Source organism: Polymorphospora sp. NPDC051019 (assembly GCF_040683055.1).
Taxonomy (GTDB): Bacteria; Actinomycetota; Actinomycetes; order Mycobacteriales; family Micromonosporaceae; genus Polymorphospora; species Polymorphospora lycopeni.
This window is the reverse complement of the sequence record NZ_JBFBCH010000009.1, coordinates 234,555-259,753: the sequence shown is the minus strand read 5'-3', so window position 1 is coordinate 259,753 and position 25,199 is coordinate 234,555. Positions and strand designations below refer to the sequence as shown.

Genomic DNA, 25,199 nt, shown 5'->3' with positions numbered 1-25,199 from the left:
TAAGTCGACGGTGAACACGATGGTGGACCAGTTGTCGTCGTTCGCCGACGAGGTGACCCGGGTGGCCCGCGAGGTGGGCACCGAGGGCAAGCTCGGCGGCCAGGCCCAGGTCAAGGGCGTCTCCGGCACGTGGCGCGACCTCACGGACAACGTCAACTCGATGGCGTCGAACCTGACCTCGCAGGTGCGGAACATCGCCTCGGTCACCACGGCCGTCGCCAAGGGCGACCTGTCGCAGAAGATCACGGTCGACGCCCGGGGCGAGATCCTGGAGCTGAAGTCGACGGTGAACACGATGGTGGACCAGTTGTCGTCGTTCGCCGACGAGGTGACCCGGGTGGCCCGCGAGGTGGGCACCGAGGGCAAGCTCGGCGGTCAGGCCCAGGTGCGCGGTGTGGCCGGCACCTGGCGCGACCTCACGGACAACGTCAACTTCATGGCGTCGAACCTGACCGCCCAGGTCCGCAACATCGCCCAGGTCTCCACCGCGGTCGCGCGCGGCGACCTCTCGCAGAAGATCACCGTCGACGCGCAGGGCGAGATCCTGGAGCTGAAGTCGACGGTGAACACGATGGTGGACCAGTTGTCGTCGTTCGCCGACGAGGTGACCCGGGTGGCCCGCGAGGTCGGCATCGAGGGCAAGCTCGGTGGTCAGGCCCAGGTGCGTGGCGTCTCGGGCACCTGGCGTGACCTGACCGACAACGTCAACTCGATGGCGTCGAACCTGACCGCCCAGGTGCGGAACATCGCCTCGGTCACCACGGCGGTGGCCCGCGGCGACCTCGGTCAGAAGATCACCGTCGACGCGCAGGGCGAGATCCTGGAGCTGAAGTCGACCGTCAACACGATGGTGGACCAGTTGTCGTCGTTCGCCGACGAGGTGACCCGGGTCGGCCGCGAGGTCGGCATCGAGGGCAAGCTCGGCGGCCAGGCCCAGGTGCGTGGCGTCGCCGGCACCTGGCGTGACCTGACCGACAACGTCAACCAGCTCGCCTCCACCCTGACCACCCAGCTGCGGGCGATCTCCCAGGTTTCGACCGCGGTGACCCGCGGTGACCTGACCCAGCGAATCGCGGTCGAGGCGCAGGGCGAGGTCGCGGAGCTGAAGGACAACATCAACCAGATGATCGTCACGCTCCGCGAGACGACCAAGAAGAACGCCGAGCAGGGTTGGCTCGACTCCAACCTGGCCCGGATCGGCGGGCTGCTCCAGGGCCAGCGGGACCTCGGCGAGGTCTGCCGGATGATCATGACCGAGGTGACACCGCTCGTCGACGCGCAACTCGGCGCCTTCTTCCTCGCCGACAACGACGAGGCCGTCACCCGGCTGCGGCTGACCGCATCGTACGGCTACGTCGCCCGCAACCACGACGTCACCTTCGGGCCCAGCGAAGGGCTCGTCGGCCAGGTCGCGGTGTCCCGGCGGATCATCCGGGTCGGCGCCACCGCGCCGGCCGGCCAGCTCACCCTGCGCTCCGGCCTGCTCGAAGCCACCCCGCGCGACCTGGTCGTCCTGCCGGTCCTCTTCGAGGGCGAACTGCTCGGCGTCATCGAGTTCGCCTGCGTCGCCGCCTTCTCCGAACTGCACCTGACCTTCCTCGAACGGCTCGTCGCCACGATCGGGATCGCGCTCAACACGATCCAGGCCAACCGGCGTACGGAGGAACTGCTCGCCCAGTCCCAGCGACTGGCCCACGAGTTGCAGGAGCAGTCGGCGGAACTGCAGCGCACCAACGCCGAACTGGAGGACAAGGCGCAACTGCTGTCGGAGCAGAAGGGCAACATCGAGACCAAGAACCGCGAGATCGAGATGGCCCGGATCGGTCTGGAGGAGAAGGCCCAGCAGCTGTCCCGGGCGTCGGCGTACAAGTCGGAGTTCCTCGCCAACATGAGCCACGAGCTGCGTACGCCGCTGAACTCGCTGCTCCTGCTCGCCCGGCTGCTGGCCGACAACACCGAGCAGAACCTCAGCCCGAAGCAGATCGAGTTCGCCCGCACGATCCACAGCGCTGGGTCCGACCTGCTCTCCCTGATCGACGACATCCTCGACCTGTCGAAGATCGAGGCCGGCCGGATGGACGTCGAGCCGACCGAGGTCGGCTTCGCCGACATCCAGGCCTACGTCGAGCAGGCGTTCGCCCCGCAGGCCGAGGAGAAGAACCTCGAGTTCCAGGTGCAGATCACCCGGGACCTGCCGCCGGTGGTCGTCACCGACGCGCAGCGCCTCCAGCAGATCCTGCGCAACCTGCTCTCCAACGCGGTCAAGTTCACCGACACCGGGGCGGTACGGCTCCAGATCGGCCAGGCTCCGGAGGGGATGTACTTCGACGTACCGGCGCTGGCGACCGCCCGCCAGGTGGTGGCCTTCGCGGTGATCGACACCGGGATCGGGATCTCCGACGACAAGCTGTCGCTGATCTTCGAGGCGTTCCAGCAGGCCGACGGCACCACCAGCCGCCGGTACGGCGGAACCGGCCTGGGCCTGTCGATCAGCCGGGACATCGCCCAGTTGCTCGGCGGCACGATCGTCGTCTCGTCCGCGCCCGGGCAGGGGTCGACGTTCACGCTGTTCCTGCCGGACGTGCTCGCGCCGGACGCGGTGGTGACGCCGGGGCCGACCCCGCTGCCGCCGGCCCGCGTCAGCCCGTCGCTGGTGCTGCCGGCCGCCGAGGAGCTGCCGGCCGCGCCGGTCACCCGCCAGCTCGACGGCACCACCGTGCTGATCATCGACGACGACGTACGGAACGTCTTCGCCCTGACCAGCGCGCTCGAACTGCACGGGATGACGGTGCTCTATTCCGACAACGGCGCCGAAGGGGTACGCCTGCTCGCCGAGCATCCCGAGGTCGATATCGTGTTGATGGACGCGATGATGCCTGACCAGGACGGATACGAGACGACCAGGGCGATCCGGCGCAATCACCGGTTCGCGGACCTGCCGGTGGTGTTCCTGACCGCCAAGGCGATGCCGGGTGACCGGGAGTCCGCCCTGGCGGCCGGGGCCAGCGACTACATCACCAAACCCGTCGACCTCGACGACCTGATCGCCCTGATGGCGGACTGGGTCAACGGCGGGGGGCGGGAGGTAAAGGCGTGACCGTCCGGGCGTCCGGGACGGACGCGTACGCAGCCGGCACCACGACGAAGGGCCCCACCCAGTGACCGAAATGGCGAAAGCGCTGCTCGTCGACGACCGGAAGGACAATCTGCTCGCCCTGGAGGCGATCCTCCAGGGACTGCCGGTGCAGTCGGTCGCAGTCGAGAGCGGTGAGGCCGCCCTGAAGCGGCTGCTGGTCGACGACTTCGCGGTGATCCTGCTCGACGCCCAGATGCCCGACATGGACGGTTTCGAGACGGCGAGCCACATCAAGCGCCGGGAACGTACCCGGCACGTGCCGATCATCTTCCTGACCGCCGCCGACCGCGACGCGCAGCTCGCCCTGCGCGGCTACGCGGTCGGCGCGGTCGACTACCTCACCAAGCCGTTCGACCCGTGGGTGCTCCGGGCCAAGGTGTCGATTTTTGTCGACCTGTGGACCAAGAGCCGCCAGCTGGCGGCGCAGTCCGAGGCCGTACGCGCCCGCGAGGCGCAGTGGCGGTCGCTGACCGAGGCCGTCGACGCGGCAACGGCCCAACTGCGCTCCGACGACCCGTCGGCCCGCGAGCGCGCCGTCGAACTGCTGGAGCAGGCCCGCTGGGGAACCGGCGCCTGACGGCTCGCCGCACCGCGGAGCCGGCCGGGTGCCGTTTCCAGCGCTGTCGATGCGGGTAGTTGTCGGGGCATGTCGCAGCGTGAGACGTTCCCCGCGCCCGGTCACCTCGACCCGCTGTACCGGTTCCACACGCTTCCGCGGCCGAGCCCCGGCCGGCGGCGTACGGCGATCCTGCTGGCGCTGCTCAGCGGCCCGATCGCCGGTCTGCTCTGCGTGCTGCTGGCCCACTCGCTGCTGGCCGGCGCCAGCGGCTGGCTGCAGGCCGCCGTCTTCGTGGTGGTCGGGTTCGCCACCGGATCCGCGGTGCTCGGAGCGCTGGCCACGGTCGACGCCGGGGACCGCTGAGCGGCCGGGCGACCGCGCCAGCCGCGAAGATCGCGCCAGCACCGACGACGACGCCAGCCGCGACGACCGCGCCCGGATCAGCCGGCGGACTGCTCGTTTCGCACCATCAGCGCCGAACGCAGGCCGGTGATGTCGAGCACCCGCAGCAGGAAGTCGCCCACGTTGGTGAGGATCAGCGGGCTGCGTGAGTGGCTCGCCTTACGGCTGAGCACGACAAGGGTGCCCAGCCCCTGGGAGTCGCAGAACGTCACACCGGCCAGGTCCAGGACGATCCGGGCCGGTGGATCGATCAACAGTTCGTTCACCGTGCTCGACAGGCGTGCCGCGGTGAGCATGTCGATCTCGCCGACCAGGGTCACCACCGCCTCGTCGGCCGTACGCTGCACCGCGATCGACAGCTCCGGACGCTCCACAAGGCCACCTTATCGCGCTCTCGCCCACCCGGCCCGTCGACCGGACGGCGCCGGTGACCGGTGGGTTCCACCGGGTGACGTTGACTGCCCTCGGCAGGGGTGGCTGCCAGCCAGCGCCGCAGCGCTGTCAGAATGGCAGCACCGTGACCGAAACGCATACCGCCGGTGCCAGCCGATTCCCGGCTGACGCGCCCGCCTCCGAGGCCCTGTTCGACCGCGCCCGACGCATCATCCCGGGCGGGGTCAATTCTCCCGTGCGCGCCTTCCAGGCGGTCGGCGGCACGCCGAGGTTCATGGCCCGCGGCGTCGGCCCGTGGCTCTTCGACGCCGACGGCCGCCGCTACGTCGACCTGGTCAGCTCCTGGGGCCCATTGATCCTCGGGCACGCCCACCCGGAGGTGGTCGCCGCCGTGCAGGAGGCCGCCGCGCGGGGCACCAGCTTCGGCACCCCGACCGCCGGCGAGGTCGAGCTGGCGGCCGAGATCGTCGCCCGTACCCCGGTCGAGCAGGTCCGTCTGGTCAACTCCGGCACCGAGGCGACCATGTCGGCCATCCGGCTGGCCCGCGGCTTCACCGGGCGGTCCCGGATCGTGAAGTTCTCCGGCTGCTACCACGGCCACGTCGACGCGCTGCTCGCCGCCGCCGGCTCCGGCGTCGCCACCCTCGGCCTGCCCGACTCGCCCGGCGTCACCGGCGCCGCGGCCAGCGAGACGATCGTGCTGCCCTACAACGACCCGGCCGCGGTCGCGGCGGCGTTCGCGGCCGACGGCGAGCACATCGCGGCCGTCATCACCGAGGCGGCCCCGGGCAACATGGGCGTGGTCGCCCCCCGCGACGGCTTCAACCAGGAACTGGCCCGGATCGCGCACGAACACGGCGCGCTGCTGATCGTCGACGAGGTCATGACCGGCTTCCGGGTCTCCGCCGGCGGCTGGGCCGGGCTCGACCCGGTCGACGCCGACCTGTTCACGTTCGGCAAGGTCATGGGTGGCGGGCTGCCCGCCGCCGCCTTCGGCGGCCGGGCCGAGATCATGGCCCGGCTCGCCCCCGCCGGCCCGGTCTACCAGGCCGGCACGCTGTCCGGAAACCCGCTGGCCTGCGCCGCCGGCCTGGCCACCCTGCGGCTGGCCGACGCGGCGCTCTACACCCGGCTCGACGAACTGTCCGCCACCGTGGGCAAGCTCGCGTCCGACACGCTGGCCGCCGCCGGTGTCCCGCACCGGCTGTCGTACGCCGGCAACATGTTCTCGATCTTTTTCACCGAGGCCGACGTCGTCGACTACGACAGCGCGCGCACCCAGGACACCGCCGCGTTCCGGGCCTTTTTCCACGCGATGCTCTCGGCCGGGGTCTACCTGCCGCCGAGCGCGTTCGAGTCGTGGTTCGTCTCGGCGGCGTTGGACGACGCCGCACTGGAGCAGATCGCGGCGGCCCTTCCGGCTGCCGCCGACGCGGCCGCGGCCGCGCGGACGCACGGTGGTTGACAGGCGGGGGTGAACGGTGGCTGAGACGGTCGTCCATGTGCTGCGGCACGGTGAGGTATACAACCCGGAGAAGATCCTCTACGGGCGACTACCCGGCTACCGCCTGTCCGAACTGGGCACGCAGATGGCCAAGGCGGCCGCGCAGGCGCTGGCCGACCGGGACATCTCCTACGTCGTGGCGAGCCCGCTGGAACGGGCCCAGGACACCGCCGAACCCATCGCCGCGCAGTTCGGCCTCCAGGTCGCCGTCGACGAGCGGCTGATCGAGAGCGCGAACTGGTTCGAGGGCAAGCGGGTGTCGCCCGGCGACGGCTCCTTCCGTGACCCCCGCAACTGGTGGGTGCTGCGGGACCCGATGACGCCGTCGTGGGGTGAGGCGTACACCGTCATCGCCGAGCGCATGTTCGCCGCCGTGCACGCCGCCCGGGTCGCCGCCGAGGGCCGCGAAGCGGTCTGCGTCTCCCACCAGTTGCCGATCTGGACGCTGCGCCGGCACGTCGAGCGCAAGCGCCTGTGGCACGACCCGCGCAAGCGGCAGTGCGGGCTGGCCAGCCTCACGTCCTTCCACTTCGACGGGGCCAAGGTCGTCGGAATCGGCTACTCGGAGCCGGCCGCGCACCTGGTCGCCATGTCGCCAGGGGCCCGTACGGCCAAGGGCGCGTGACGGCCGTGCAGATCGCAGCCGCGAACGCGGCGACCAGGTCGAGTGCAGCCGTGAGCGCGGTGAAAAGGGCGGGTGCGAGCCGGCCCGGCCGCCTGGCGCTGCTGGTGGCCCTCTTCGCGGCCGTCGCGCTGGCCGGCTGCACCCGCGACGGCGGCTGGGAGCAGGACTGCGACACCACGCCGGACGGCGTGATCGAATGCGCCCCGGACGACCGGCCGGCCGCCCCCGAGGTCGCGGGTGAACTGCTCGACAGCGGTCGTTACGACGTCATCCAGGACCGGGGCCAGGTCGTGGTGGTCAACTTCTGGGGCTCGTGGTGCGCGCCGTGCCGGGCCGAAGCCGCCGACCTGGAAGGCACCTACCAGGCGACCAAGGACAGCGGCGTGCGTTTCCTCGGCATCAACATCCAGGACGCCCGCGACAAGGCCATCGCCTTCGAGGAGGGCCGGGTCAGCTACCCGAGCCTCTTCGACCCGGCGAGCCGGCTCGCGCTGGCCTTCGACGTACCGCCCAACACCATTCCGGCCACCGTGGTCCTCGACCGCGACGGCCGGATCGCGGTGGTGATCCGCAAGGCGGTACGGCAGGAGACGCTGGAACCGATCGTCGCCCGGATCGCCGCGGAACGGCCGCGGGACCGCTGATGGGTGAGACCTTCGCGGAGATCGCCCAGGGCGGCCCGTTGTTGCTGGCGATCGGCGCGGCCGCCCTGGCCGGCCTGGTCAGCTTCCTCTCCCCGTGCGTGCTTCCGCTGGTGCCGGGCTACCTGTCCTACGTGACCGGGCTGGCCGGCGCCGACCTCGACGCGCGGCGGCCGGCGCCGGCCGTTCCACCGACCGGCGAACCCGACGGCACCGGCGGCGGGGTCGCCGTGGCGACCCGTACGCCGACCGCGGTCCGGGGCCGGATGCTGGCCGGGACGCTGCTGTTCATCACCGGGTTCACCGTGGTCTTCACCGCCACCGCGATCCTGTTCGCCAGCATCGGGCGGGTGCTGTTCGAGTACGAGCGGGCCCTGGAGATCGCCGCCGGGCTGATCGTGATCGTGCTCGGCCTGGCCTTTCTCGGCCTCGTTCCGGGCATGCAGCGCGAGTTCCGCATCCGGCGGCTGCCGTCCGCCGGGCTGCTCGGCGCGCCGGTCTTCGGTGCGGTCTTCGCCCTTTCCTGGGTGCCCTGCGTCGGCCCGACCCTCGGCGCGGTGACGACGATGGCCGCGGTCAGCGGGCAGACCGACCGGGCGGTGGTGCTCGCGGTCGCGTACTGCCTGGGGCTGGGGTTGCCGTTCGTCGCGTTCGGGTTGTTCTTCCAGCGGCTGCTCGGGGTCTTCCGGGCGGTGCGGCGCAACAGCCGCTGGGTGACCCGGATCGGCGGCGCGCTGCTGATCGTCATCGGGCTGGCCCTGCTCACCGGCGGCTGGCAGGACTTCGTGATCTGGCTGCAGACCACCTTCAACGTCGGTGACGTGACGGTGGTGATCTGATGTCCGTCGTCGAGGACCGGGTCGCACCGCCCGCCGCCCCGCCGCCGCGCCGGCCCAACCGGGTGCTGGCCCTGCTGCGCAACTCGTGGCGGCAGCTCACCAGCATGCGTACCGCGCTGGTCCTGCTCTTCCTGCTCGCCGTCGCGGCGATCCCGGGTTCGATCCTGCCGCAGCGTGACGTCAACATCGAGAACGTCGAGGCGTACCGGCGGGCGAACCCCGACCTCTATCCGATCATCGACCGGCTCGGCGGGTTCGACGTCTTCGCGTCGCCGTGGTTCTCGGCGATCTACGTGCTGCTCTTCGTCTCGCTGATCGGCTGCATCGTGCCCCGCCTGCGCGACCACGTACGCGCCCTGCGGGCCGCGCCGCCCGCGGCGCCGCGCCGGCTCGACCGGCTGCCGCAGCACGCGGTCCTGGCCGCGCCGGCCGCCGACCCGGCGCGGATCGCCGCCGTGCTGCGCAAGCGCCGCTGGCGGGTGGTGGTCCGCGACGGTGAGGTGTCGGCGGAGAAGGGCTACCTCAAGGAAACCGGCAACCTGATCTTCCACTTCGCGCTGATCGGCGTGCTGTTCGGCGTCGCGTTCGGCTCCTGGTACGGCTGGCACGGCAACCGCCTGCTGGTCGCCGGTCCGGACACCGCCTTCTGCAACAACCTCCAGCAGTACGCCGAAACCGGGCTCGGCCCCCGGGTCGACGCCGCCGACCTGCCGCCGTTCTGCCTCGAACTGACCGACTTCGATGCCCGTTTCCTGGATACCGGCCAGCCGTCGTACTTCCAGGCCAGCGCGAAGGTCGACGAGGCCGGCGGTGAACCGCGCGACGTCGAGTTCTCGGTCAACTCGCCGCTACGTCTCGACGGCGCCAGCGCCTACCTGCTCGGCCACGGCTACGCCCCGGTGATCCGCTACACCGACCGGCTCGGCCGGGTGCAGACCTCGGTGGCGCCGTTCCTGACCACCGACGGCAACCTAACCGGCGAGGGTGTCGCCGCGTTCCCCGACGTCAACATCGACCCGGCGACCGGGGACCGTGACCCCGACCAGCAGATGGCCTTCGAGGGCATCTACCTGCCGACCGCTCCGGACGCGCCGCCGTACGTCCGCTCGGTGTTCCCGGCCGAGCGGTCGCCGGCGCTGATGCTGATCGCCTACCGGGGCAACCTGGGTCTCGACGCCGGCATCCCCAGCTCGGTCTACGTCCTCGACCAGCGTCAGGTGGAGGCCGGCAAGCTCAAGCAGATCGGCGAGGCGAAGCTGATGCGCCCCGGCGAGAGCTGGACGCTCGACGACGGTTCGACGGTCGAGTTCGTCGGCACCCGCGAGTTCATCACGCTGTCGGTCCGGTACGACCCGGGTGAGCGGATCGTGCTGGTCAGCTCGATCGTCATGCTCGCCGGCCTGATGATGTCGATCTTCGGGAAGCGTCGCCGGATCTGGTTCCGGACCGGGCCGGCGCGGCCCGCCACGCCGGCCGTGGCCGGTACGGAGCCCCCCGCGACCGCTTCCACGACGGGCGGTAGTAGCTTGATGGAGGCCGGTGGGTTGCCGCGCACCGACTACTCCGGGTTCGCCGACGAGTTCAAGCAACTCGTGGCGGCGGTCGAGCGCAGCGAAGGGAAAAGCTGATGGCCGCTCTGTCCGACCAGCTTCTGGTGGTCTCGATCATGGCCTACCTGGTCGCCATGATCTGTCACGCCGTCGAGTTCGCGTTCGGCGACCGCAGCCTGGTGGGTCGGGCCGCCGTCCGGCCGGCCCGCGAACCGGCCCTGGTCGGTGCCGGTGCCGGCGGCGACCAGCCGGCCTTCGAGCCACCGGCCGTCGACGAACCGGCCGCCGACCGGCTCGACCCGCCGTCGTCCGGCCGGGCCGCGCTCGCCGGTCGCATCGCCGTCGTCCTCACCGTCGTCGCCGCCGTACTGCACCTCGGCACCCTGGTCACCCGGGGCATCGCGGCCGAGCGCATGCCGTGGGGCAACATGTACGAGTTCGTGCTCGCGGTCACCTTCGTGGGCATCGCCGCCTGGCTCGGCCTGCTGCTGCGCCGGCCCGGCCTGCGGCACCTCGGCCTGTTCATGACCCTCGTCATGGTGCTCCTGCTCGGCGTGACCGGCCTGGTCATCTACACCCCGGTCGGCCCGTTGGTCCCGGCCCTGGACTCCTACTGGTTCTACGTGCACATCTCGGCGATCGGGCTCGCCTCCGGCGCGTTCGTGCTCGGCATCGTGCCGGCGGTGCTCTACCTGCTGCGCAACGGCTACGACCAGGGCAAGCGCGGCTTCCCGTACAGCCTCGCCGAGCGGGTTCCGGCCGCCGACGTACTCGAACGGCTCACCTTCCGGATCCACGCCTTCGCCTTCCCGCTGTGGACGATGGGTGTCATCGGCGGGGCGATCTGGGCCGAGGCGTCGTGGGGCCGCTACTGGGGCTGGGACCCCAAGGAGACCTGGTCGTTCATCTCCTGGGTGATCTACGCCGGCTACCTGCACGCCCGGGCCACCCCGAGCGTGAAGCGGAAGGTCGCCACCTGGATCGCGATCATCGGCTTCCTCAGCATGCTGATGAACCTCTTCGGCGTGAACCTGTTCTTCGAGGGCCTGCACTCGTACGCCTGACCGGGTCGGGCCAACCGACCCCGCGGCCGTACGTCGACCGGAAGGAAAGTCTGCGAAGCATGGCGGCACGTGGGTTCCCGTACCAGGACCTGAAGGACTTCCTCGCGGCGCTGGAGAGCGCCGGTGAGCTGCGCCGGGTGGGCGTACCGGTCGATCCGACGCTGGAGATCAGCGAGATCGTCACCCGTACGGTCCGGGCCGACGGCCCGGCGCTGCTCTTCGAGCGGCCCACCCGGGGCGAGATGCCGGTCGCGATCAACCTCTTCGGCACCGAGAAGCGGATGTCGATGGCACTCGGCGTCGACGATCTGAACGAGGTCGGCGCCCGGATCGGCGCGATGATCAAGCCGGAGCTGCCGGTCGGCTGGTCCGGCATCCGCGAAGGACTCGGCAAGGTGCTGCAACTCAAGTCGCTGCCGCCGAGGAAGGTCAAGACCGCTCCCTGCCAGCAGGTCGTCTACAAGGGCAAGGACGTCGACCTGAACCGGCTGCCGGGCCTGCAGGTGTGGCCCGGCGACGGCGGCATCTTCCACAACTACGGGCTGACCCACACCAAGCACCCGGAGAGCGGCAAGCGCAACCTCGGCCTCTACCGGCTCCAGCAGCACTCGCACAACACGCTCGGCATGCACTGGCAGATCCACAAGGACTCCACCGCGCACCACGCCGTCGCCGAGCGGCGCGGCGAGCGGCTGCCGGTCGCCGTCGCGATCGGCGCCGACCCGGTCGTCTGCTACTCGGCGTCGGCGCCACTCCCCGGCGACATCGACGAATACCTGTTCGCCGGCTACCTGCGCGGCGAGCGGGTCGAGATGGTCGACTGCCTCACCGTCCCGATCCAGGTGCCGGCGCACGCCCAGATCGTGCTGGAGGGCTACATCGAGCCGGGCGAGCGGCTGCCGGAGGGCCCCTTCGGCGACCACACCGGTTTCTACACGCCGGTCGAGCCGTTCCCGGTGATGCACGTCGAGTGCATGACGATGCAGCGCGACCCCGTCTACCACTCGATCGTCACCTCCCAGCCGCCGCAGGAGGACCACGGCCTGGGCAAGGCCACCGAGCGGATCTTCCAGCCGCTGCTCAAGCTGCTGATCCCGGACATCGTCGACTACGACCTGCCCGCCGCCGGCGTCTTCCACAACTGCGCGATCGTCTCGATCCGCAAGCGCTACCCGAAGCACGCCCAGAAGGTCATGAACGCGATCTGGGGCGCCCACCTGATGTCGCTGACCAAGCTGATCATCGTCGTCGACGAGGACTGCGACGTCCACGACTACAACGAGGTCGCCTTCCGAGCCTTCGGCAACGTCGACTACTCCCGCGACCTGCTGCTCACCGAAGGCCCCGTCGACCACCTCGACCACTCGTCCTACCAGCAGTTCTGGGGCGGCAAGGCGGGTGTCGACGCGACCCGCAAGCTGCCGACCGAGGGTTACACCCGGGGTTGGCCGGAGCGGATGACGATGTCGCCGGAGGTGACCTCGCTGGTCGACAAGCGCTGGAAGGAATACGGCATCTCGTGACCACCACCGCCCCCGCACCCGGTCGGGTGAAGGCGTTCCTGCGGCTGGTCGCCATCGAACACTCGGTCTTCGCGCTCCCGTTCGCCTTCCTCTCCGCGCTGACCGCCATGCAGGTCGACGGCGGCCGGATCCGCTGGCTCGACCTGTTGCTGATCACGATCGCGATGGTCGGGGCGCGTACCTTCGCCATGGCCGCCAACCGGATCATCGACCGGCGGATCGACGCCCGGAACCCGCGTACGGCGGGCCGGGAACTGGTGACCGGTGCGGTGAGCGTCCGGACGGCCTGGACCGGCGCGGGCGTCGCGATCGTCGTCTTCCTGGCCGCGGCGGCGGCGCTCAACCCGCTCTGCCTGGCACTCGCGCCGCTCGCCGTGGTGCCGCTGGTCGTCTACCCCTACGGCAAGCGGTTCACCGACTGGCCGCACGCGATCCTGGCGGTCGCGCAGGCGGTCGGACCCGTCGGCGCCTGGCTCGCCGTCACCGGCACGTTCGAGGGCTCGGGGCCGGCCTGGCTGCTCGGTGCGGCCGTCGGGCTGTGGATCGGCGGCTTCGACCTGATCTACGCCTGCCAGGACACCGCGGTCGACCGGGAGATCGGGGTCCGGTCGGTGCCGGCCCGGTACGGCATCGGCTGGGCGCTGCACGCCTCCACCGTCGCCCACGTGGTGACGTTCGCGCTCTTCGTCTGGTTCGGTGCGCTGGTCGGCTTCGGCTGGCCGTGGTGGATCGGGCTGGTGCTGACGGCGGCCGCCTTCGCCTACCAGCACGTGGTGGTCACGCCGACCGACCTGTCCCGGGTCAACCGCGCCTTCTTCACCGCCAACGGCTTCGTCGGCATCGCGCTCTTCTTCTTCGCGCTGCTCGACCTGGTCGTGCGGCTCGGCCTGCGCCCCTGACGGGGACGGGCCGGCCGGGCCCGCATCCCCGATGGGGTCGGGTCGGTCGGGCCGGTGTCAGCCGGCCTTGGGGTCCGGGGCGCACGGGGCCGGCTTGCCGGCATCGTGCCCCCGGTAGCGGGCCGACTCCAGCGACCAGTCGATGGTGCCGCGCACCGAGTTGGCCACCCCGTCGAGATACTCCGCCAGCGGCCCGTCGACCGCCCGGCCGAACCGTGGCAGTGCCGCCCGCAGCTCGGTGAACCGGCGCATCGTCGTGCGCCACCGCGTCTCCACCGCCCCGATCGCCTCGGCCACCGGCAGCCGCTCCTCGGCGGCCACCGCCAGCACCAGATTGTGGCCGCCGGCCACCGCCGTGTCGTGCTCCAGCGAGACCACGTCGTTGAACCAGGACAGCAGGTCGTTGGCGGTGGTGGCGATCTCGTGCACCAGCGGGTGCCGGTGGATCCGGTCCGGCAGCGCCGAGCCGGTCGCAAACTCGATCAAGGTGTACGAGACGTACGCCGCCGACGTGGCCCGGCGCAGTTCGACGTATTCGGCGATCCCGGGACGGCGGCCGGTGGCCTTGTTGGCGGCCTCGACCAGCACCCCGTCGAGATGATGGGCGACCGCGTCGACGAACCGGCTCCGGGCCGTCGCCGTCAGCCGCCCGTACGGCTCCCGCCAGGCGTCGACCAGCATCCGGCGCAGCGGTCCGGTGAACAGCGCGCCGGGGCCGGGCGGAGTGGCGGCCCCGGTCCGCAGCACCGTCAGGATCTCGTCGCGTACGGCCCGCAGGTGCTGCTGACCGGGCACCGCCGGTCCGTCCCAGGCGTCGTCGATCAGAAAGAACCAGGTGAACAGCGCGGTCAGGGTGCGCAGGTCGGCGGCCGTCGCCGTCGGGTAGAGACGGCCGGCGTAGCGGGCGAAGCCGCCGGAGGCCAGCCGTCGGGCACCGGTCTCGTCCAGGGGCAGGCCGGTGCCGCGCACCCAGTCGACCAGCCAGCGCTGAACCTCCTCGGCGTACGGGGAGATTCGTGGCGGGATCGGGCACGCCGCGTACATCGGTCGTGCATGATCGATACTCAATGCCCTGCCCTTCGCGCGTACCTGCCCGCTGTCTCGTCACGACCGTCCGGCATCGCACGCCCGATGGGAAGACCGGCATCGGGGGCGAATAGCCGGGTGGGTCGGTGATCAGCCGGCCGTCGTCTCACGAGAGGCTAAACGCTATGCGAAGGCCGTGGGTGATCGGTGTCTCAGGCGCGTCCGGTACGCCGTACGCGGCGGCCGTGCTGCGCGCGCTTCTCGACGCGGGTGAGGCCGTCGATCTGGTGGTCTCCCGGGCCGCCCGGCTCACGATCCTCGACGAGACCGGGCTGCCGTTCCGGGACGGGCGCTGGAAGGACGACCTGGCCCGGTGGCTGGGACGCGACCTGGCCACCGCCGACATCGTGCACTGGGCGGCCGGCGACCTGGCGGCCGGCCCGAGCAGCGGGTCCTATCCGGTGCGGGGCATGGCGGTGGTGCCGGCGAGCACGGCGGCCTGCGCCGGCATCGCGATCGGTCTGTCCAAGGACCTGCTGCAGCGGGCGGCGGAGGTCAATCTCAAGGAGCGCCGACCGGTGGTCGTGGTGCCCCGGGAGACGCCGGTGACCCGCAGCCACCTCGAACACCTGATCACCCTGTACGACGCCGGCGCGGTGGTGCTGCCGGCCAGCCCGGGGTTCTACGGTGCGGGCGCGGCGGCCTCCGCCGGGCAACTGGTCGACTTCGTGGCCGGCAAGGTGCTGGACGCGCTCGGTGTGGAGCACACCCTCTTCCGGCGCTGGGCGGGTGAGTTGGGTGCCGCCCGGGCCGAGGGCTCCTGAGCACCGGCCGGGTCGGTCAGTGCATGCCCATGTTGCCGGCGCCGGCCGGGCCGCCGCCGGGCGGGTTCGCCGGGCCGGCGTTACGGGGCCGGTTCTCGGGGCCCTCTTCGAGTTCGTCGAGGACGCCCTCACCCTCCAGCAGGGCCCGGACCTCCGACTCGCGGAAGCGCCGGTGTCCGCCGGGCGTGCGGATGCTGCCGATCCGGCCGGCCGCGGCCCATCGGGTCACGGTTTTCGGGTCGACGCGGAAAAGCGCAGCCACCTCGCCCGGCGTCAGCAGACGGTCTCCAGTGTCCACGGCCCCCTCCTCGCGTCGACAGAGTCTCCGGGCAGCTCACGCCACCCCCGCGGGGCGTGGGCCGGAGCCTTTGATAGGGACGTACGGTCATTAGAGCACCGCTAGCGTGCCGTGTCCGGGAAACGCGGAAAACGCACTGTGTGGGAAGTTAGCAGGTAGTATTTGCGAACTAAGTTTGTTTTGGTCGATTTCTTTCGACCGGATGTCTCGGACCACGGGTGCTCCGATTAGGGTCTGATGCCGTGGACGCCATTGATCTGAGCCTGGTCGAACTGCTGCGGGGCAATGCCCGGCTCTCGTTCGCCGAACTCGCCCGACAGGTGGGGCTGTCGGCGCCGGCGGTGCACGAGCGGATCGGCAAGCTGGAGGCCAGTGGCGTGATCCGCGGCTACCGTGCCGACGTCGAGCCGGAGGCGGTCGGGCTGGGGGTGACCGCACTCATCGGGGTCGTCGAGGACTCCGGCGGCGACACCGACGACCTGCTCGCGGCGTTCCGTGCCATTCCGGCGATCGAGTCGTGCTATTTCCTGGCCGGTGTCGAGTCATTCCTGTTGAAGGCGCGGGTCGGCACCATCGCCGAACTGGAGCAACTGATCGTCCGGGTGAATCGGACGCCGGGCGTCGCGTCCACCCGTACCGCGATCGCGCTGTCGACCAAGTGGGAGAACCGCCCCCAGCCAATCCCCGGCGAGCGCTGATCATGGAGAAGTTGGCGGACAATCGGCGCGAAGCGGGCACGGCTTGTCCTTGATCGACGGGAGAGTGGGGGCGGTGGCCCGCCCTGTTACCGTCGGCGGATGGAACACCTGGACCGATGCGACGCCGCCGACCGGGCCTGGGTCACCGAAGCGGTCGCGATGGTCGAGGCCGACGCCAACCGCTCCGCCGACACCCACCTGCTGCCGTTCCCGCTGCCCCGCGAGTGGGGCGTCGACCTCTACCTGAAGGACGAGTCCGTCCATCCGACCGGCTCGCTCAAGCACCGGCTGGCCAGGTCGCTGTTCCTCTACGGCCTGTGCAACGGCTGGATCGGGCCGCGTACCACGATCGTCGAAGCGTCGTCGGGCTCGACCGCCGTGTCGGAGGCGTACTTCGCCCGGATGCTCGGGCTGCAGTTCATCGCGGTGATGCCGGCGTCGACGTCACCGGAGAAGATCGCGCTGATCGAGTTCCAGGGCGGCAAGTGCCACCTGGTCGCCGATCCCGCCGCCGTGGTGGTCGAGGCCCGCTGGCTGGCGGACGACCTCGGCGGCCACTTCATGGACCAGTTCACCTATGCCGAACGGGCCACCGACTGGCGCGGCAACAACAACATCGCCGAATCGATCTTCACCCAGTTGGCCCTGGAGCGGCACCCCGTACCCGCCTGGATCGTGATCGGCGCCGGCACCGGCGGCACCAGCGCGACCATCGGCCGGTACGTCCGCTACCAGCGGCACCCCACCAAGATCTGCGTCGTCGACCCGGAGAACTCCGCCTTCTACCCGGCGTGGCAGGCGGCGGACTGGACGGTCCGGACCGGCCGCGGCTCCCGCATCGAGGGGATCGGCCGGCCCACGGTCGAGGCGTCGTTCCAGCCGTCGGTCGTCGACCGGATGGTGAGCGTGCCGGACGCGGCGTCGCTCGCCGCGATGCGGGCCGCCTGCACCGTCCTCGGCCGCCGGGTCGGCGGATCGACGGGCACCAACCTCTGGGGAGCGTTCGGACTGATCGCCGGGATGCGCGCCGCCGGGGAGACCGGCTCGGTGGTGACCCTGCTCTGCGACGGCGGCGAACGGTACGCCGACACCTACTACGCCGACGAGTGGGTCGCCGCGCAGGGACTCGACCTGGCGCCGTACCGGGCGACGGTCGAGCGCTTCCTGGCCACCGGCACCTGGCCGTCCTGACCCGCGCCGGCGCGGCGCGGCCCGGCCGGGCTGTGTGGGGCCGGCCGTCTCAGGGACGGCTGGCCAGGCCCGGATAGCGGGTCACGTACCCGTCCGCGTCGACGTCGATCTCGGCAGTGAACCCCTCGCTCTCGAAGCGCACCCGGCCACCACCGAGCGCCGTGTACGACTGCTCGGCCGGGATCACCTCCAGACCCGGCAGCAGCACCCAGGCCACGGTGACCTCGTACGTGGTGCCGGGGGCCGCGGTCAGCAGGCCGAGCCGCCGGATCGGCAACGTGTTGAACAGCGGATTCCCGCTGACGTCGACGTCGAGCGCCGACTCGAGACTGTCCGGGTCCTCGGTGCCGGGCAGCCCTGCGCCCGGGTGGCCACCGGCCCGCAACACCGAATCGAGATCGCCCTGCTCACCCGTTGCCGCCCGCCACCGTCCGGCCGCCCGCTCCAGCCGCAGCGTACGCCGCCAGCCGCTGCCCTCGACGGTCAGTTCCAGCCGGCCGGTCCGCCACGCCTCGTCGGTCGACAGCTCGTATTGGCAGGTGTAGGCGATCGGATCGACCGCCAACGCCACCCCTTTGACGGCCAGGCCACGCCGGTCGTCGACCAGGGCGTGTTCGGCGCCCGGCACGTCGGTACGGGTCCAGTACAGCGACTTCGGCATCGTCGACATGGACCGGACGTTACCGCCGTCCGCCGCCGCCCGTACGCCGGACACGGCGCGGGCCGGCGGTGTCGACACCGCCGGCCCGTCGGACGTGTGGGATCAGTGGGTACGGCTCGGACGGCCGAACCGGCGGTCGCCCTGCCGGCGGTCGTCGCGCGGCCGGTCGTCCCGGTACGGCCGGTCGTCGCGCGGGCGACCGTCGTGGGGACGGTCGTCCCGGGGGCGGCCGTCGTGCCGGAACCCGCCACGTCGGTCGGTGGCCCGCCAGTCGCTGCCCCGCTCGGCGCGGCCCGCGCCGTCACCGAACCGGCGTTCGCCGCCCGGCCGGTCCGAGGCGGGCCGGTCGCCGCCGCGGAAGCGCCGCTCGCCCTCGGGGCGGTCGCCGAACCGGCGGTAGCCACCGGCCGGCCGGTCACCACGGGAACGCTCGGGCCGGCGCGGCGCCGGCTCGTCGACCACGGGTACGCCGCTGGGCTCGCGCGCCCCGGTCAGCTCCGCCAGTGCCGGCTCACCGGCGCGGGTACGGGTCTCGACCGGCTCGACGCCCGCCTTGGTCAGCATCGCCAGCGTCGTCCGCCGCTGCTTGGGCAGCACCAGCGTGACCACCGCACCGGACTCGCCGGCCCGGGCGGTGCGCCCGGCCCGGTGCAGGTAGTCCTTCGGGTCCTTCGGCGGGTCGACGTGCACGACCAGCGAGACGCCGTCGACGTGGATGCCACGGGCCGCCACGTCGGTGGCGACCAGCACGTTCATCCGGCCCTCTTTGAACTCGGCGAGCGTACGGGTGCGTACCCGCTGGGTCTTGCCGCCGTGCAGGGCGCCGGCCCGTACGCCGACCGCGGCGAGCTGGCCGACGAGCCGGTCCACCCCCATCTGTGTGCGGGCGAACATCATGGTCCGGCCGGCGCGGGCGGCGATCGACGCGGCAACGGCGAACTTGTCGTGCGGCGGGATCAGCAGCAGGTGATGGTCCATCGTGGACACCGCAGCGGTGGGTGGCGCGGTCGAGTGGGTGACCGGGTCGGTCATGAAGCGCTTGACCAGCGTGTCGACGTCGCCGTCCAGGGTGGCCGAGAACAGCAGCCGCTGGGCGTGGGCCGGGGTCTTGGCCAGCAGTTCGGTCACCTCGGGCAGGAAGCCCATGTCGGCCATCTGGTCGGCCTCGTCGAGCACGGTGATCTCGACCTCGTCGAGGTTGCAGACCCCGCGCGAGATCAGGTCACCGAGCCGGCCGGGCGTGGCCACGACGATCTCCACGCCCCGACGCAGCGAGTCGATCTGGCGGTCGTACGGCACCCCGCCGACGGCGGTCTTCAGGAACACCCCGAGAGCCCGGCCGAGCGGCATCAACGCGTCGTTGACCTGCATCGCCAACTCACGGGTCGGCACCAGGACGAGGGCCCGGGGGTGCAGCGGCCGGGCCCGGCCGCCGGCGGCGACCCGGGCCAGCATCGGCAGGCCGAAGGCCAGGGTCTTGCCCGAGCCGGTCTGACCACGGCCGAGCACGTCCCGGCCGGCGAGCGCGTCGGGAACGGTCGCCTGCTGGATTTCGAACGGGGTGGTGATGCCCTCCCGGTGCAGCGTGCGCACGAGCGGCTCGGGCAGGCCGAGTGCGGCGAAGTCGCGGATCTGCGTCGGGGTGCCGGCGGAAGTGGTCTCGACCGGCTCGACCGGGGTTTCGAAGACGGATGGAAACGTGCTGGGATCAGCGAAGACTGTCAAGAAAACCTCTCAGAGCGGGGCGCTTCTTCGCGAATGGCCCGCCACGGCTGTCAGAGTGCCGTTGAACTGCCCGCAAGATCGCCCATGGACATGCTCGTGGGCATGCCAGGTCAGTAATCGTCAACAAGTGTACGACCAGTTGCCGCACCGTGCCGCGCGGCGCTCCCAGGGGTGGGCTGGCTCACCCGGAGAGCATCGCCCGGTCACGGTCAGCCGACCAGAAGCCCGTCGAAGAGGGTGCCGAAGATGTCACCGGCCCCGAGCGCCACGATCAGCCCGACGGCGATCAGGATCCCCAACCCGATCACCAGTACGACGACGACCTTCGCGGTGTTGCCCCTCGTGACCGGCTCGTCCAGCCGCCCCTGAGCGAGGATGTGGCCGGTGAGCGACCCGGTCTGCTCGATCGACTGGCCGCCGGGAACCGCGACCGTCATCTGGCCGGCGCCCGGGCCGTCGCCGCCGTACACCGTGCCGCCGGCCCGCTGCCCACGGGCCCACTGGCCGTACTCCGGCGAGGTGGGCACCTCGGTCCTGGGGGCGGGACCGGCCGGCGCACCGCTGGTCGGTGCCGGGCCGCCGGGCGGGCCGCCCGCCCCGGGTACGCCGTACGGCGTACCAACGGCCGGCAGGTGCGGCGGGGCGGTCGCACCGTACGGCGCACCGCTCGTGGGTGGCGGGCCGTGGGGTGCGCCACCGGTCGGCGGGCCGTACGGCCCGCCGCTTGTCGGAGTGCCGACCGGCGGGGCGGTGAAGGGGGCGGCGTCCGGTGGCCCGCTCGTCGGTGTGGTCGGCGGAAGCGTGTACGCCGGCAGTGACGGCGGTGGCGGGTAGACCGCTGCCGGCGGTGCGGCGGCCCGGCTGGCCGGATCGGGCGGGCTGGCGGCCCGGCGGTTCGGGTCGGTCGGGTTGGTCGGCGCGGGCCAGGCCGGCAACGCCGGGGCAGGTACGACCACCGGCGGCGACGCGGGCCCGGCACCTGGCGTCGGCCACGCCGGCGTGCCACCCGCGGCGGCGGCCGGCGGGGGTGGGAAGGGCGGGGCCGGGTTGGGACCCGGCTGCGGTGTCGGGGGCGTGGGTGGGATGGGACCGGGTTCCGGTGCGGGTGGGACGGGCCCCGGTACCGGACCGGGTGGAACGGGCCCCGGCCCCGGCGGGACCGGCCCCGGCAGCGGGCCGGGCGGCGGTGCCGGCACCGGTGGCGTGGGCGCCGGGCCGGGGTGCTCGGGATCCGGCCGGGGCGGCGGGGACGGCTGGGACGGTTCGCCGGGGGTGGACGGTTGCGCCGGATCGTGGGGCCGGGCCGGCGGATCGGTGCGGTCGGGGGCCGCCCGGTAGACCCCCGCCCTGGCCCGGTTGGTCGCGACGGCCGCCTCGACCTCCGCGGCGCTGACGCGTTGCAGGCCCGGAACGGAGACCCGGGCGCGCGCGGCGTCACCGGACTCCGGTGCCCGCTGCGCCGGCACGAGCGGCGGAGCCGAGCTGAACGAGCTCTCGAACGGCGGCGTGCCCGATCCGGTCGCCGTCGCGGGTGCCGCCGATGCGGCCGCCGGCGCCGGACCGGTTGCCGGTGGTGTTTCCGCCGGGTTCGCCGACTCGGACCAGCCGCTGGCGAACGCCGACCACGGCGAGTCGGCTTCGGGGGCTTTCGGCTGCCGGCGCTGCAACGGTGGCAGAGCCGACGGGCCGGCCTCCGGAGCCGCTGGGGCCGGGTCGGCCGCCGGCGGGGTGCTGGCCGCGGCCGGCTGCGGCGGCAGGCTCGCTCCCGTCGGCGGGGCGGCGGGCTCGGCCCGGCTTTCGGCGGCGGCCGGCCGCAGGTCGCCGGCACGGTAGGTGCGTCCGGGCTGGACCGGTGTGGCCAGCCGGGCGACCTCTTCGGCCGACGCGGCGGTGCCGGCCGAGACGGTGGCCCGCCCGACGACGGCCCGGCCGGCGGACCGCTCGACCATCGGCCGTTCGGCGGTCGCGGGTACGGGTTCTGCGGGCTGGGACGTCGCCACCGGAGCCGCCGGAGCGGAGGTGACGGGCGGCGCGGAGACAGCGGGGGGTGCGGAGACAACGGGGGGTGCGGAAGCGACCGGTGGCGCGGAAACGACGGGCGGTGCGGAAGCGACCGGTGGCGCGGAAACGACGGGCGGTGCGGAAGTGACGGGCGGTGCGGAAGTGACGGGCGGTGCGGAAGTGACGGGCGGTGCGGAGACCGGGGGCACTGCGGCGACGGGCGGCGTGGATACCGCCGGCGGACCCGAAACCGGTGGCGGCACGGCGGTGACCTGCGACGGGACCGGCTCCGGTGCGGCGAGGCCCGGCCACAGCGCGCCCGTCGGGGGCGGCGGCGGCGGCTCGTACAGGTCGGGCAGCTCTTCGGCTGGTGCGTCGGGCAGCGCGGTGCCGACCGGCGGCGGCGGGGGCAGGGGCGGCAGGTCGGCGGCTGGTGTGGCCGCCGGTTGCTCAGGTGCGTCGGCCGCCGCCGGGCGGGGCCGGTCCGCGTACGGCGGAACCCGCTCTTCGTCCATCAGTGCCTCCCGCGCCCACGCCCTGCCCAGCTCCAGACGCCGGCAGCAGAGCGAACCTCACCGTCCACCGTGCCACATCACGGCGAACGAGCACAGCCGGAGTGCGACGGACCTGTCAGCGACCCGACGTCGAACTCGGCGTCGGCGAGCCGCCGGACGGCGCCGCGCTGACCCGCTGGCTCGCCGAAGCGGTCGCCGAGGCGCTGCCGCTGGCCGAGGCGCTGGTGCTCGCCGACGCGGACGTTCCCGCGCTGGCCGAGGCCGAGGTGCCGGCGGTCGGCTCCGGGTTGGTAGTCGGTCCCGGGTGGGTCGTCGGCTCGGCGGGCTCGGTCGGGCTGGGCGGCGTGGACGGGCTCGGCGTGGTCGGGTTCGGCGTCGGGGTGGTCGGACCCGGGGTCGGGGTGGTCGGACCCGGCGTCGGGGTGGTCGGACCCGGGGTCGGGGTGGTCGGACCCGGGGTGGGCGTCGTCGGGCGCGGAGTCGGACTCGGCGACGTCGGGGGCTTGTTCGGTGCCGGCAGCGCGTCGAAGACCCGGGTGGCGCCGAAGAAGCGCGACCACCAGACGGTCGAGACCTTGACCACGTCGCCGGTGGTCGGCGAGTGGACCATCTTGCCGCCGCCGATGTACATGCCGACGTGGTGGATGTCCTGCCACCTGTTGCTGCTGGAGAAGAAGAGCATGTCGCCGGGGAGGAGCTGGGTGCGGGCCACCGGCTTGTTACGGGTGCCGTAGTACTGGTCCTTGGCGACCCGGTTCAGCGTGTGGCCGACCGACCGGTAGGCGGCCCACATCAGCCCGGAGCAGTCGAAGCGGTGCGGCCCCTCGGCCGCCCACTCGTACGGCTTGCCGCGCTGGGCCAGGGCGTAGTTCACGGCGCCGACCGCCTTGGGGTTGGCGACCTTGCCCGCGACGCTTCCGCTGCCGTCGTAGCCGGGTGCGAGCTGCTGCTCCTGGGCGTCCCGCTGCTGTTCGGCGAGCAGGACCTGGGCCTGGTTCTGCTGCATCAACGACTGCAGCGTGGATTCCTGCTGGCGGTGGGTCGTCGCGAGGGTGTTGTATTGCCCGACCAGGCCCTGCGCGACGGTGTTGGCGGCCAGGTAGGCCTGATTGGCGGCCTGCTCGGCGGCGCGGGCGCGGGCGACCTCGCGAGCCGCGGCGCCGGTGTCGGCGCCGGTCTGGGCGCCCTTCTGGATCCGGGAGAGCGCGCCGAGGCCGTGCAGGTCGGTGCCGAAGGTGCCGGGCGGCATGGCGGCCGCGTCCTTGAGCGCGTCGGTCGCGCTCTGGTCGGCCAGCCCCTCGGCCCTGGCGAGGTCTTCGCGGGCGGTGCGCAGGGTGGCTTCGGCATTGGTCAGCGTGGTGGTCGCGGCGTCCCGGTCGATCTGGAGCTTGAGGAGCTGGTCGCTGATCCGGCCGTATTCGATCTGCTTGGCCATGATGTCGGCGGCCAGCGGACCGTTGACGGTCGGCACCGTCGGGGTGCCCGTGCCGCCGCTCGGGGTCGTGGTGCCGGGCAGTTGGAAGGGGCCGGTCGGCAGCGGCCGGCTGCCGCTGTCCGGGATCGTCGTCGGCAGGGGCGGATCGGCGTACGCGGGTGCGGCGAGCGCCATCGTCGCGGCGGCGGCGAGAAGAGCGGACCAGGCCACCGGTCGCAGAACGAAGCTGATCGTGCCGTCCTGTCGGCGGTGCCGCCTGGAGTTCTTCTTGGCCATCCCTGCCCCGTCCGGTGGGTAACCGCCCCGCTGGTAGCGGGGCGAGGTGTGACGCCGCGCGGTCGTGGCGTCCCAATTTTTCTTACCGCACCGGCGCCACTCCTGTCGATTGGGTCACGGGTAACAGGTACCTGAGAAGTTGGTGAAGTGGGTCGCTGCTCACCGGCCGACGGTCGGCGGATCCCCCGTCGGGACGTAGGCTCTGACCGGGAAGTTGGCCGGAAGGGGCGTTGCGGGCATGGATGTCGGACGAAAGCGCGAGCTGGAGGAGAAGGTCTACGCGGGGGAGCGACTGACCCGCGAGGACGGCGAGGCGCTCTACGACAGCGACGACCTGGCCTGGCTCGGCCGGCTGGCGCACCACCGACGTACGGAGTTGAACGGCGATCGGGTGATGTTCAACGTCAACCGGCACCTCAACCTGACGAACGTCTGCAGTGCCTCCTGCGCCTATTGCTCTTTCCAGCGCAAACCGGGCGAGAAGGATGCGTACACGATGCGTATCGAGGAGGCGGTCCGCAAGGCCAAGGAGATGGAGGACGAGCAGCTCACCGAGCTGCACATCGTCAACGGCCTGCACCCGACCCTGCCCTGGCGCTACTACCCGAAGGTGCTGCGCGAGCTGAAGGCCGCCCTGCCGAAGGTCAAGCTCAAGGCGTTCACGGCGACCGAGGTCCAGTGGTTCGAGAAGATCAGCGGCCTGCCGGCCAGCGAGATCCTCGACGAGTTGATGGACGCCGGGCTGGAGTCGCTGACCGGTGGCGGTGCCGAGATCTTCGACTGGGAGGTCCGGCAGCACATCGTCGACCACGCCTGCCACTGGGAGGACTGGTCGCGGATCCACCGGCTGGCCCACGAGAAGGGGCTGCGTACGCCGTCGACGATGCTCTACGGCCACATCGAGGAGCCGCGCCACCGGGTCGACCACGTGCTGCGGCTGCGTGAGCTGCAGGACGAGACGGGCGGCTTCACGGTCTTCATCCCGTTGCGCTACCAGCACGACTTCGTCGACTCCGCCGATGGCAAGATCCGCAACCGGATCCAGGCCCGTACGACGATGGCGTCCCCGGCCGAGTCGCTGAAGACCTTCGCCGTGTCCCGGCTGATGCTCGACAACATCCCGCACCTCAAGTGCTTCTGGGTGATGCACGGCCTGTCGGTGGCCCAGTTGTCGCTCAACTTCGGCGTCGACGACCTGGACGGTTCGGTGGTCGAATACAAGATCACCCACGACGCCGACTCGTACGGCACGCCCAACACCATGCACCGCGACGACCTGCTGCACCTGATCTGGGACGCCGGCTTCCGGCCGGTCGAGCGGGACACCCGCTACAACGTGGTCCACGAGTACGACGCCCCGCCGTCGCTCGCCGAACGGCGGGCCGAGCCGCAGCAGGTCTGGGCCTGACGCACC

The 25,199-nt window shown here is 71.9% G+C and carries 22 protein-coding genes; 15 read left to right on the top strand and 7 right to left on the bottom strand.

Annotation, left to right across the window (positions count from 1 at the left end; translation table 11 throughout):
* From AB0M79_RS18705 to AB0M79_RS18695, 3 genes are all read left to right on the top strand, one after another.
* Nucleotides 1–3,097, top strand: a 3,097-nt coding sequence (locus AB0M79_RS18705; RefSeq protein ID WP_364214851.1) for a HAMP domain-containing protein, incomplete at its 5' end; no start/stop codon positions are given.
* 61 nt (nt 3,098–3,158) lie between these two features.
* Nucleotides 3,159–3,713 carry a response regulator gene (locus AB0M79_RS18700; protein WP_357540595.1) on the top strand — a complete coding sequence of 185 codons (555 nt, stop codon included), beginning with the start codon at nt 3,159–3,161 and terminating at the stop codon, nt 3,711–3,713.
* A 69-nt stretch (nt 3,714–3,782) separates the two neighbouring features.
* Nucleotides 3,783–4,058, top strand: coding sequence for a hypothetical protein (locus tag AB0M79_RS18695; RefSeq protein WP_364214847.1), 276 nt, complete (start codon nt 3,783–3,785; stop codon nt 4,056–4,058).
* Nucleotides 4,059–4,135: 77 nt separating this feature from the next.
* On the opposite strand, the gene AB0M79_RS18690 is transcribed toward AB0M79_RS18695, so the two are convergent.
* Nucleotides 4,136–4,471 carry an STAS domain-containing protein gene (locus AB0M79_RS18690; protein ID WP_357540599.1) on the bottom strand — a complete coding sequence of 112 codons (336 nt, stop codon included), beginning with the start codon at nt 4,469–4,471 and terminating at the stop codon, nt 4,136–4,138.
* Between the two features lie 143 nt (nt 4,472–4,614).
* On the opposite strand from AB0M79_RS18690, the gene hemL reads away from it, so the two are divergent.
* From hemL to mqnP, 8 genes are all read left to right on the top strand, one after another.
* Nucleotides 4,615–5,955 carry a glutamate-1-semialdehyde 2,1-aminomutase gene (gene hemL, locus AB0M79_RS18685; protein ID WP_364214843.1) on the top strand — a complete coding sequence of 447 codons (1,341 nt, stop codon included), beginning with the start codon at nt 4,615–4,617 and terminating at the stop codon, nt 5,953–5,955.
* 16 nt (nt 5,956–5,971) lie between these two features.
* Nucleotides 5,972–6,619, top strand: a complete 648-nt coding sequence (locus AB0M79_RS18680; RefSeq protein WP_364214840.1) for a histidine phosphatase family protein — start codon at nt 5,972–5,974, stop codon at nt 6,617–6,619.
* A 128-nt stretch (nt 6,620–6,747) separates the two neighbouring features.
* A complete protein-coding gene (locus tag AB0M79_RS18675) occupies nt 6,748–7,263 on the top strand; it encodes a TlpA disulfide reductase family protein (protein WP_364214976.1) in 516 nt (171 codons plus the stop codon).
* Nucleotides 7,263–8,099: a cytochrome c biogenesis protein CcdA gene (locus AB0M79_RS18670; RefSeq protein ID WP_364214837.1), complete on the top strand. Its 837-nt coding sequence runs from the start codon at nt 7,263–7,265 to the stop codon at nt 8,097–8,099. Before AB0M79_RS18675 ends, AB0M79_RS18670 begins: the two co-directional genes overlap by 1 nt.
* Nucleotides 8,099–9,727 carry a cytochrome c biogenesis protein ResB gene (locus AB0M79_RS18665; RefSeq protein WP_364214834.1) on the top strand — a complete coding sequence of 543 codons (1,629 nt, stop codon included), beginning with the start codon at nt 8,099–8,101 and terminating at the stop codon, nt 9,725–9,727. The genes AB0M79_RS18670 and AB0M79_RS18665 overlap by 1 nt, the downstream gene beginning before the upstream one ends.
* Nucleotides 9,727–10,713 carry a c-type cytochrome biogenesis protein CcsB gene (gene ccsB / locus AB0M79_RS18660; RefSeq protein WP_364214832.1) on the top strand — a complete coding sequence of 329 codons (987 nt, stop codon included), beginning with the start codon at nt 9,727–9,729 and terminating at the stop codon, nt 10,711–10,713. Before AB0M79_RS18665 ends, ccsB begins: the two co-directional genes overlap by 1 nt.
* A 59-nt stretch (nt 10,714–10,772) precedes the next feature.
* On the top strand, nt 10,773–12,236 hold the full coding sequence (locus AB0M79_RS18655) for a menaquinone biosynthesis decarboxylase (protein ID WP_364214829.1): 1,464 nt from the start codon (nt 10,773–10,775) through the stop codon (nt 12,234–12,236).
* Nucleotides 12,212–13,135: a menaquinone biosynthesis prenyltransferase MqnP gene (gene mqnP, locus AB0M79_RS18650; protein ID WP_357540707.1), complete on the top strand. Its 924-nt coding sequence runs from the start codon at nt 12,212–12,214 to the stop codon at nt 13,133–13,135. The genes AB0M79_RS18655 and mqnP overlap by 25 nt, the downstream gene beginning before the upstream one ends.
* Before the next feature lie 57 nt (nt 13,136–13,192).
* Here mqnP and AB0M79_RS18645 read toward each other — a convergent pair whose 3' ends face one another.
* Nucleotides 13,193–14,179 carry a terpene synthase gene (locus AB0M79_RS18645; protein ID WP_364214826.1) on the bottom strand — a complete coding sequence of 329 codons (987 nt, stop codon included), beginning with the start codon at nt 14,177–14,179 and terminating at the stop codon, nt 13,193–13,195.
* Nucleotides 14,180–14,346: 167 nt separating this feature from the next.
* On the opposite strand from AB0M79_RS18645, the gene AB0M79_RS18640 reads away from it, so the two are divergent.
* Nucleotides 14,347–14,985 (top strand): UbiX family flavin prenyltransferase, encoded by a 639-nt coding sequence (locus AB0M79_RS18640; RefSeq protein ID WP_364214823.1) that lies wholly within the window; start codon nt 14,347–14,349, stop codon nt 14,983–14,985.
* 16 nt (nt 14,986–15,001) lie between these two features.
* On the opposite strand, the gene AB0M79_RS18635 is transcribed toward AB0M79_RS18640, so the two are convergent.
* Nucleotides 15,002–15,283, bottom strand: a complete 282-nt coding sequence (locus tag AB0M79_RS18635; protein ID WP_357540617.1) for a BldC family transcriptional regulator — start codon at nt 15,281–15,283, stop codon at nt 15,002–15,004.
* A gap of 242 nt (nt 15,284–15,525) precedes the next feature.
* Between AB0M79_RS18635 and AB0M79_RS18630 the strand changes: the two genes are divergently transcribed.
* Both AB0M79_RS18630 and AB0M79_RS18625 read left to right on the top strand, forming a co-directional pair.
* Complete coding sequence (locus AB0M79_RS18630) at nt 15,526–15,981, top strand: Lrp/AsnC family transcriptional regulator (protein ID WP_357540619.1); 456 nt, start codon at nt 15,526–15,528, stop codon at nt 15,979–15,981.
* 99 nt (nt 15,982–16,080) lie between these two features.
* Nucleotides 16,081–17,172, top strand: coding sequence for a PLP-dependent cysteine synthase family protein (locus tag AB0M79_RS18625; RefSeq protein ID WP_364214818.1), 1,092 nt, complete (start codon nt 16,081–16,083; stop codon nt 17,170–17,172).
* Nucleotides 17,173–17,221: 49 nt separating this feature from the next.
* On the opposite strand, the gene AB0M79_RS18620 is transcribed toward AB0M79_RS18625, so the two are convergent.
* From AB0M79_RS18620 to AB0M79_RS18605, 4 genes are all read right to left on the bottom strand, one after another.
* The gene (locus tag AB0M79_RS18620) at nt 17,222–17,833 is read right to left on the bottom strand and encodes a putative glycolipid-binding domain-containing protein (RefSeq protein ID WP_364214972.1); all 612 of its coding nucleotides are present in this window, start codon (nt 17,831–17,833) and stop codon (nt 17,222–17,224) included.
* Between the two features lie 102 nt (nt 17,834–17,935).
* Complete coding sequence (locus AB0M79_RS18615; protein ID WP_364214969.1) at nt 17,936–19,465, bottom strand: DEAD/DEAH box helicase; 1,530 nt, start codon at nt 19,463–19,465, stop codon at nt 17,936–17,938.
* Nucleotides 19,466–19,767: 302 nt separating this feature from the next.
* Entirely contained in the window at nt 19,768–21,558 is a 1,791-nt protein-coding gene (locus tag AB0M79_RS18610) for a hypothetical protein (protein ID WP_364214815.1), read from the bottom strand.
* Between the two features lie 631 nt (nt 21,559–22,189).
* The gene (locus AB0M79_RS18605; RefSeq protein WP_364214812.1) at nt 22,190–23,785 is read right to left on the bottom strand and encodes a C40 family peptidase; all 1,596 of its coding nucleotides are present in this window, start codon (nt 23,783–23,785) and stop codon (nt 22,190–22,192) included.
* Nucleotides 23,786–24,023: 238 nt separating this feature from the next.
* Between AB0M79_RS18605 and mqnE the strand changes: the two genes are divergently transcribed.
* Nucleotides 24,024–25,193: an aminofutalosine synthase MqnE gene (gene mqnE / locus AB0M79_RS18600; protein ID WP_364214809.1), complete on the top strand. Its 1,170-nt coding sequence runs from the start codon at nt 24,024–24,026 to the stop codon at nt 25,191–25,193.
* The last annotated feature ends 6 nt before the right edge of the window (nt 25,194–25,199 follow it).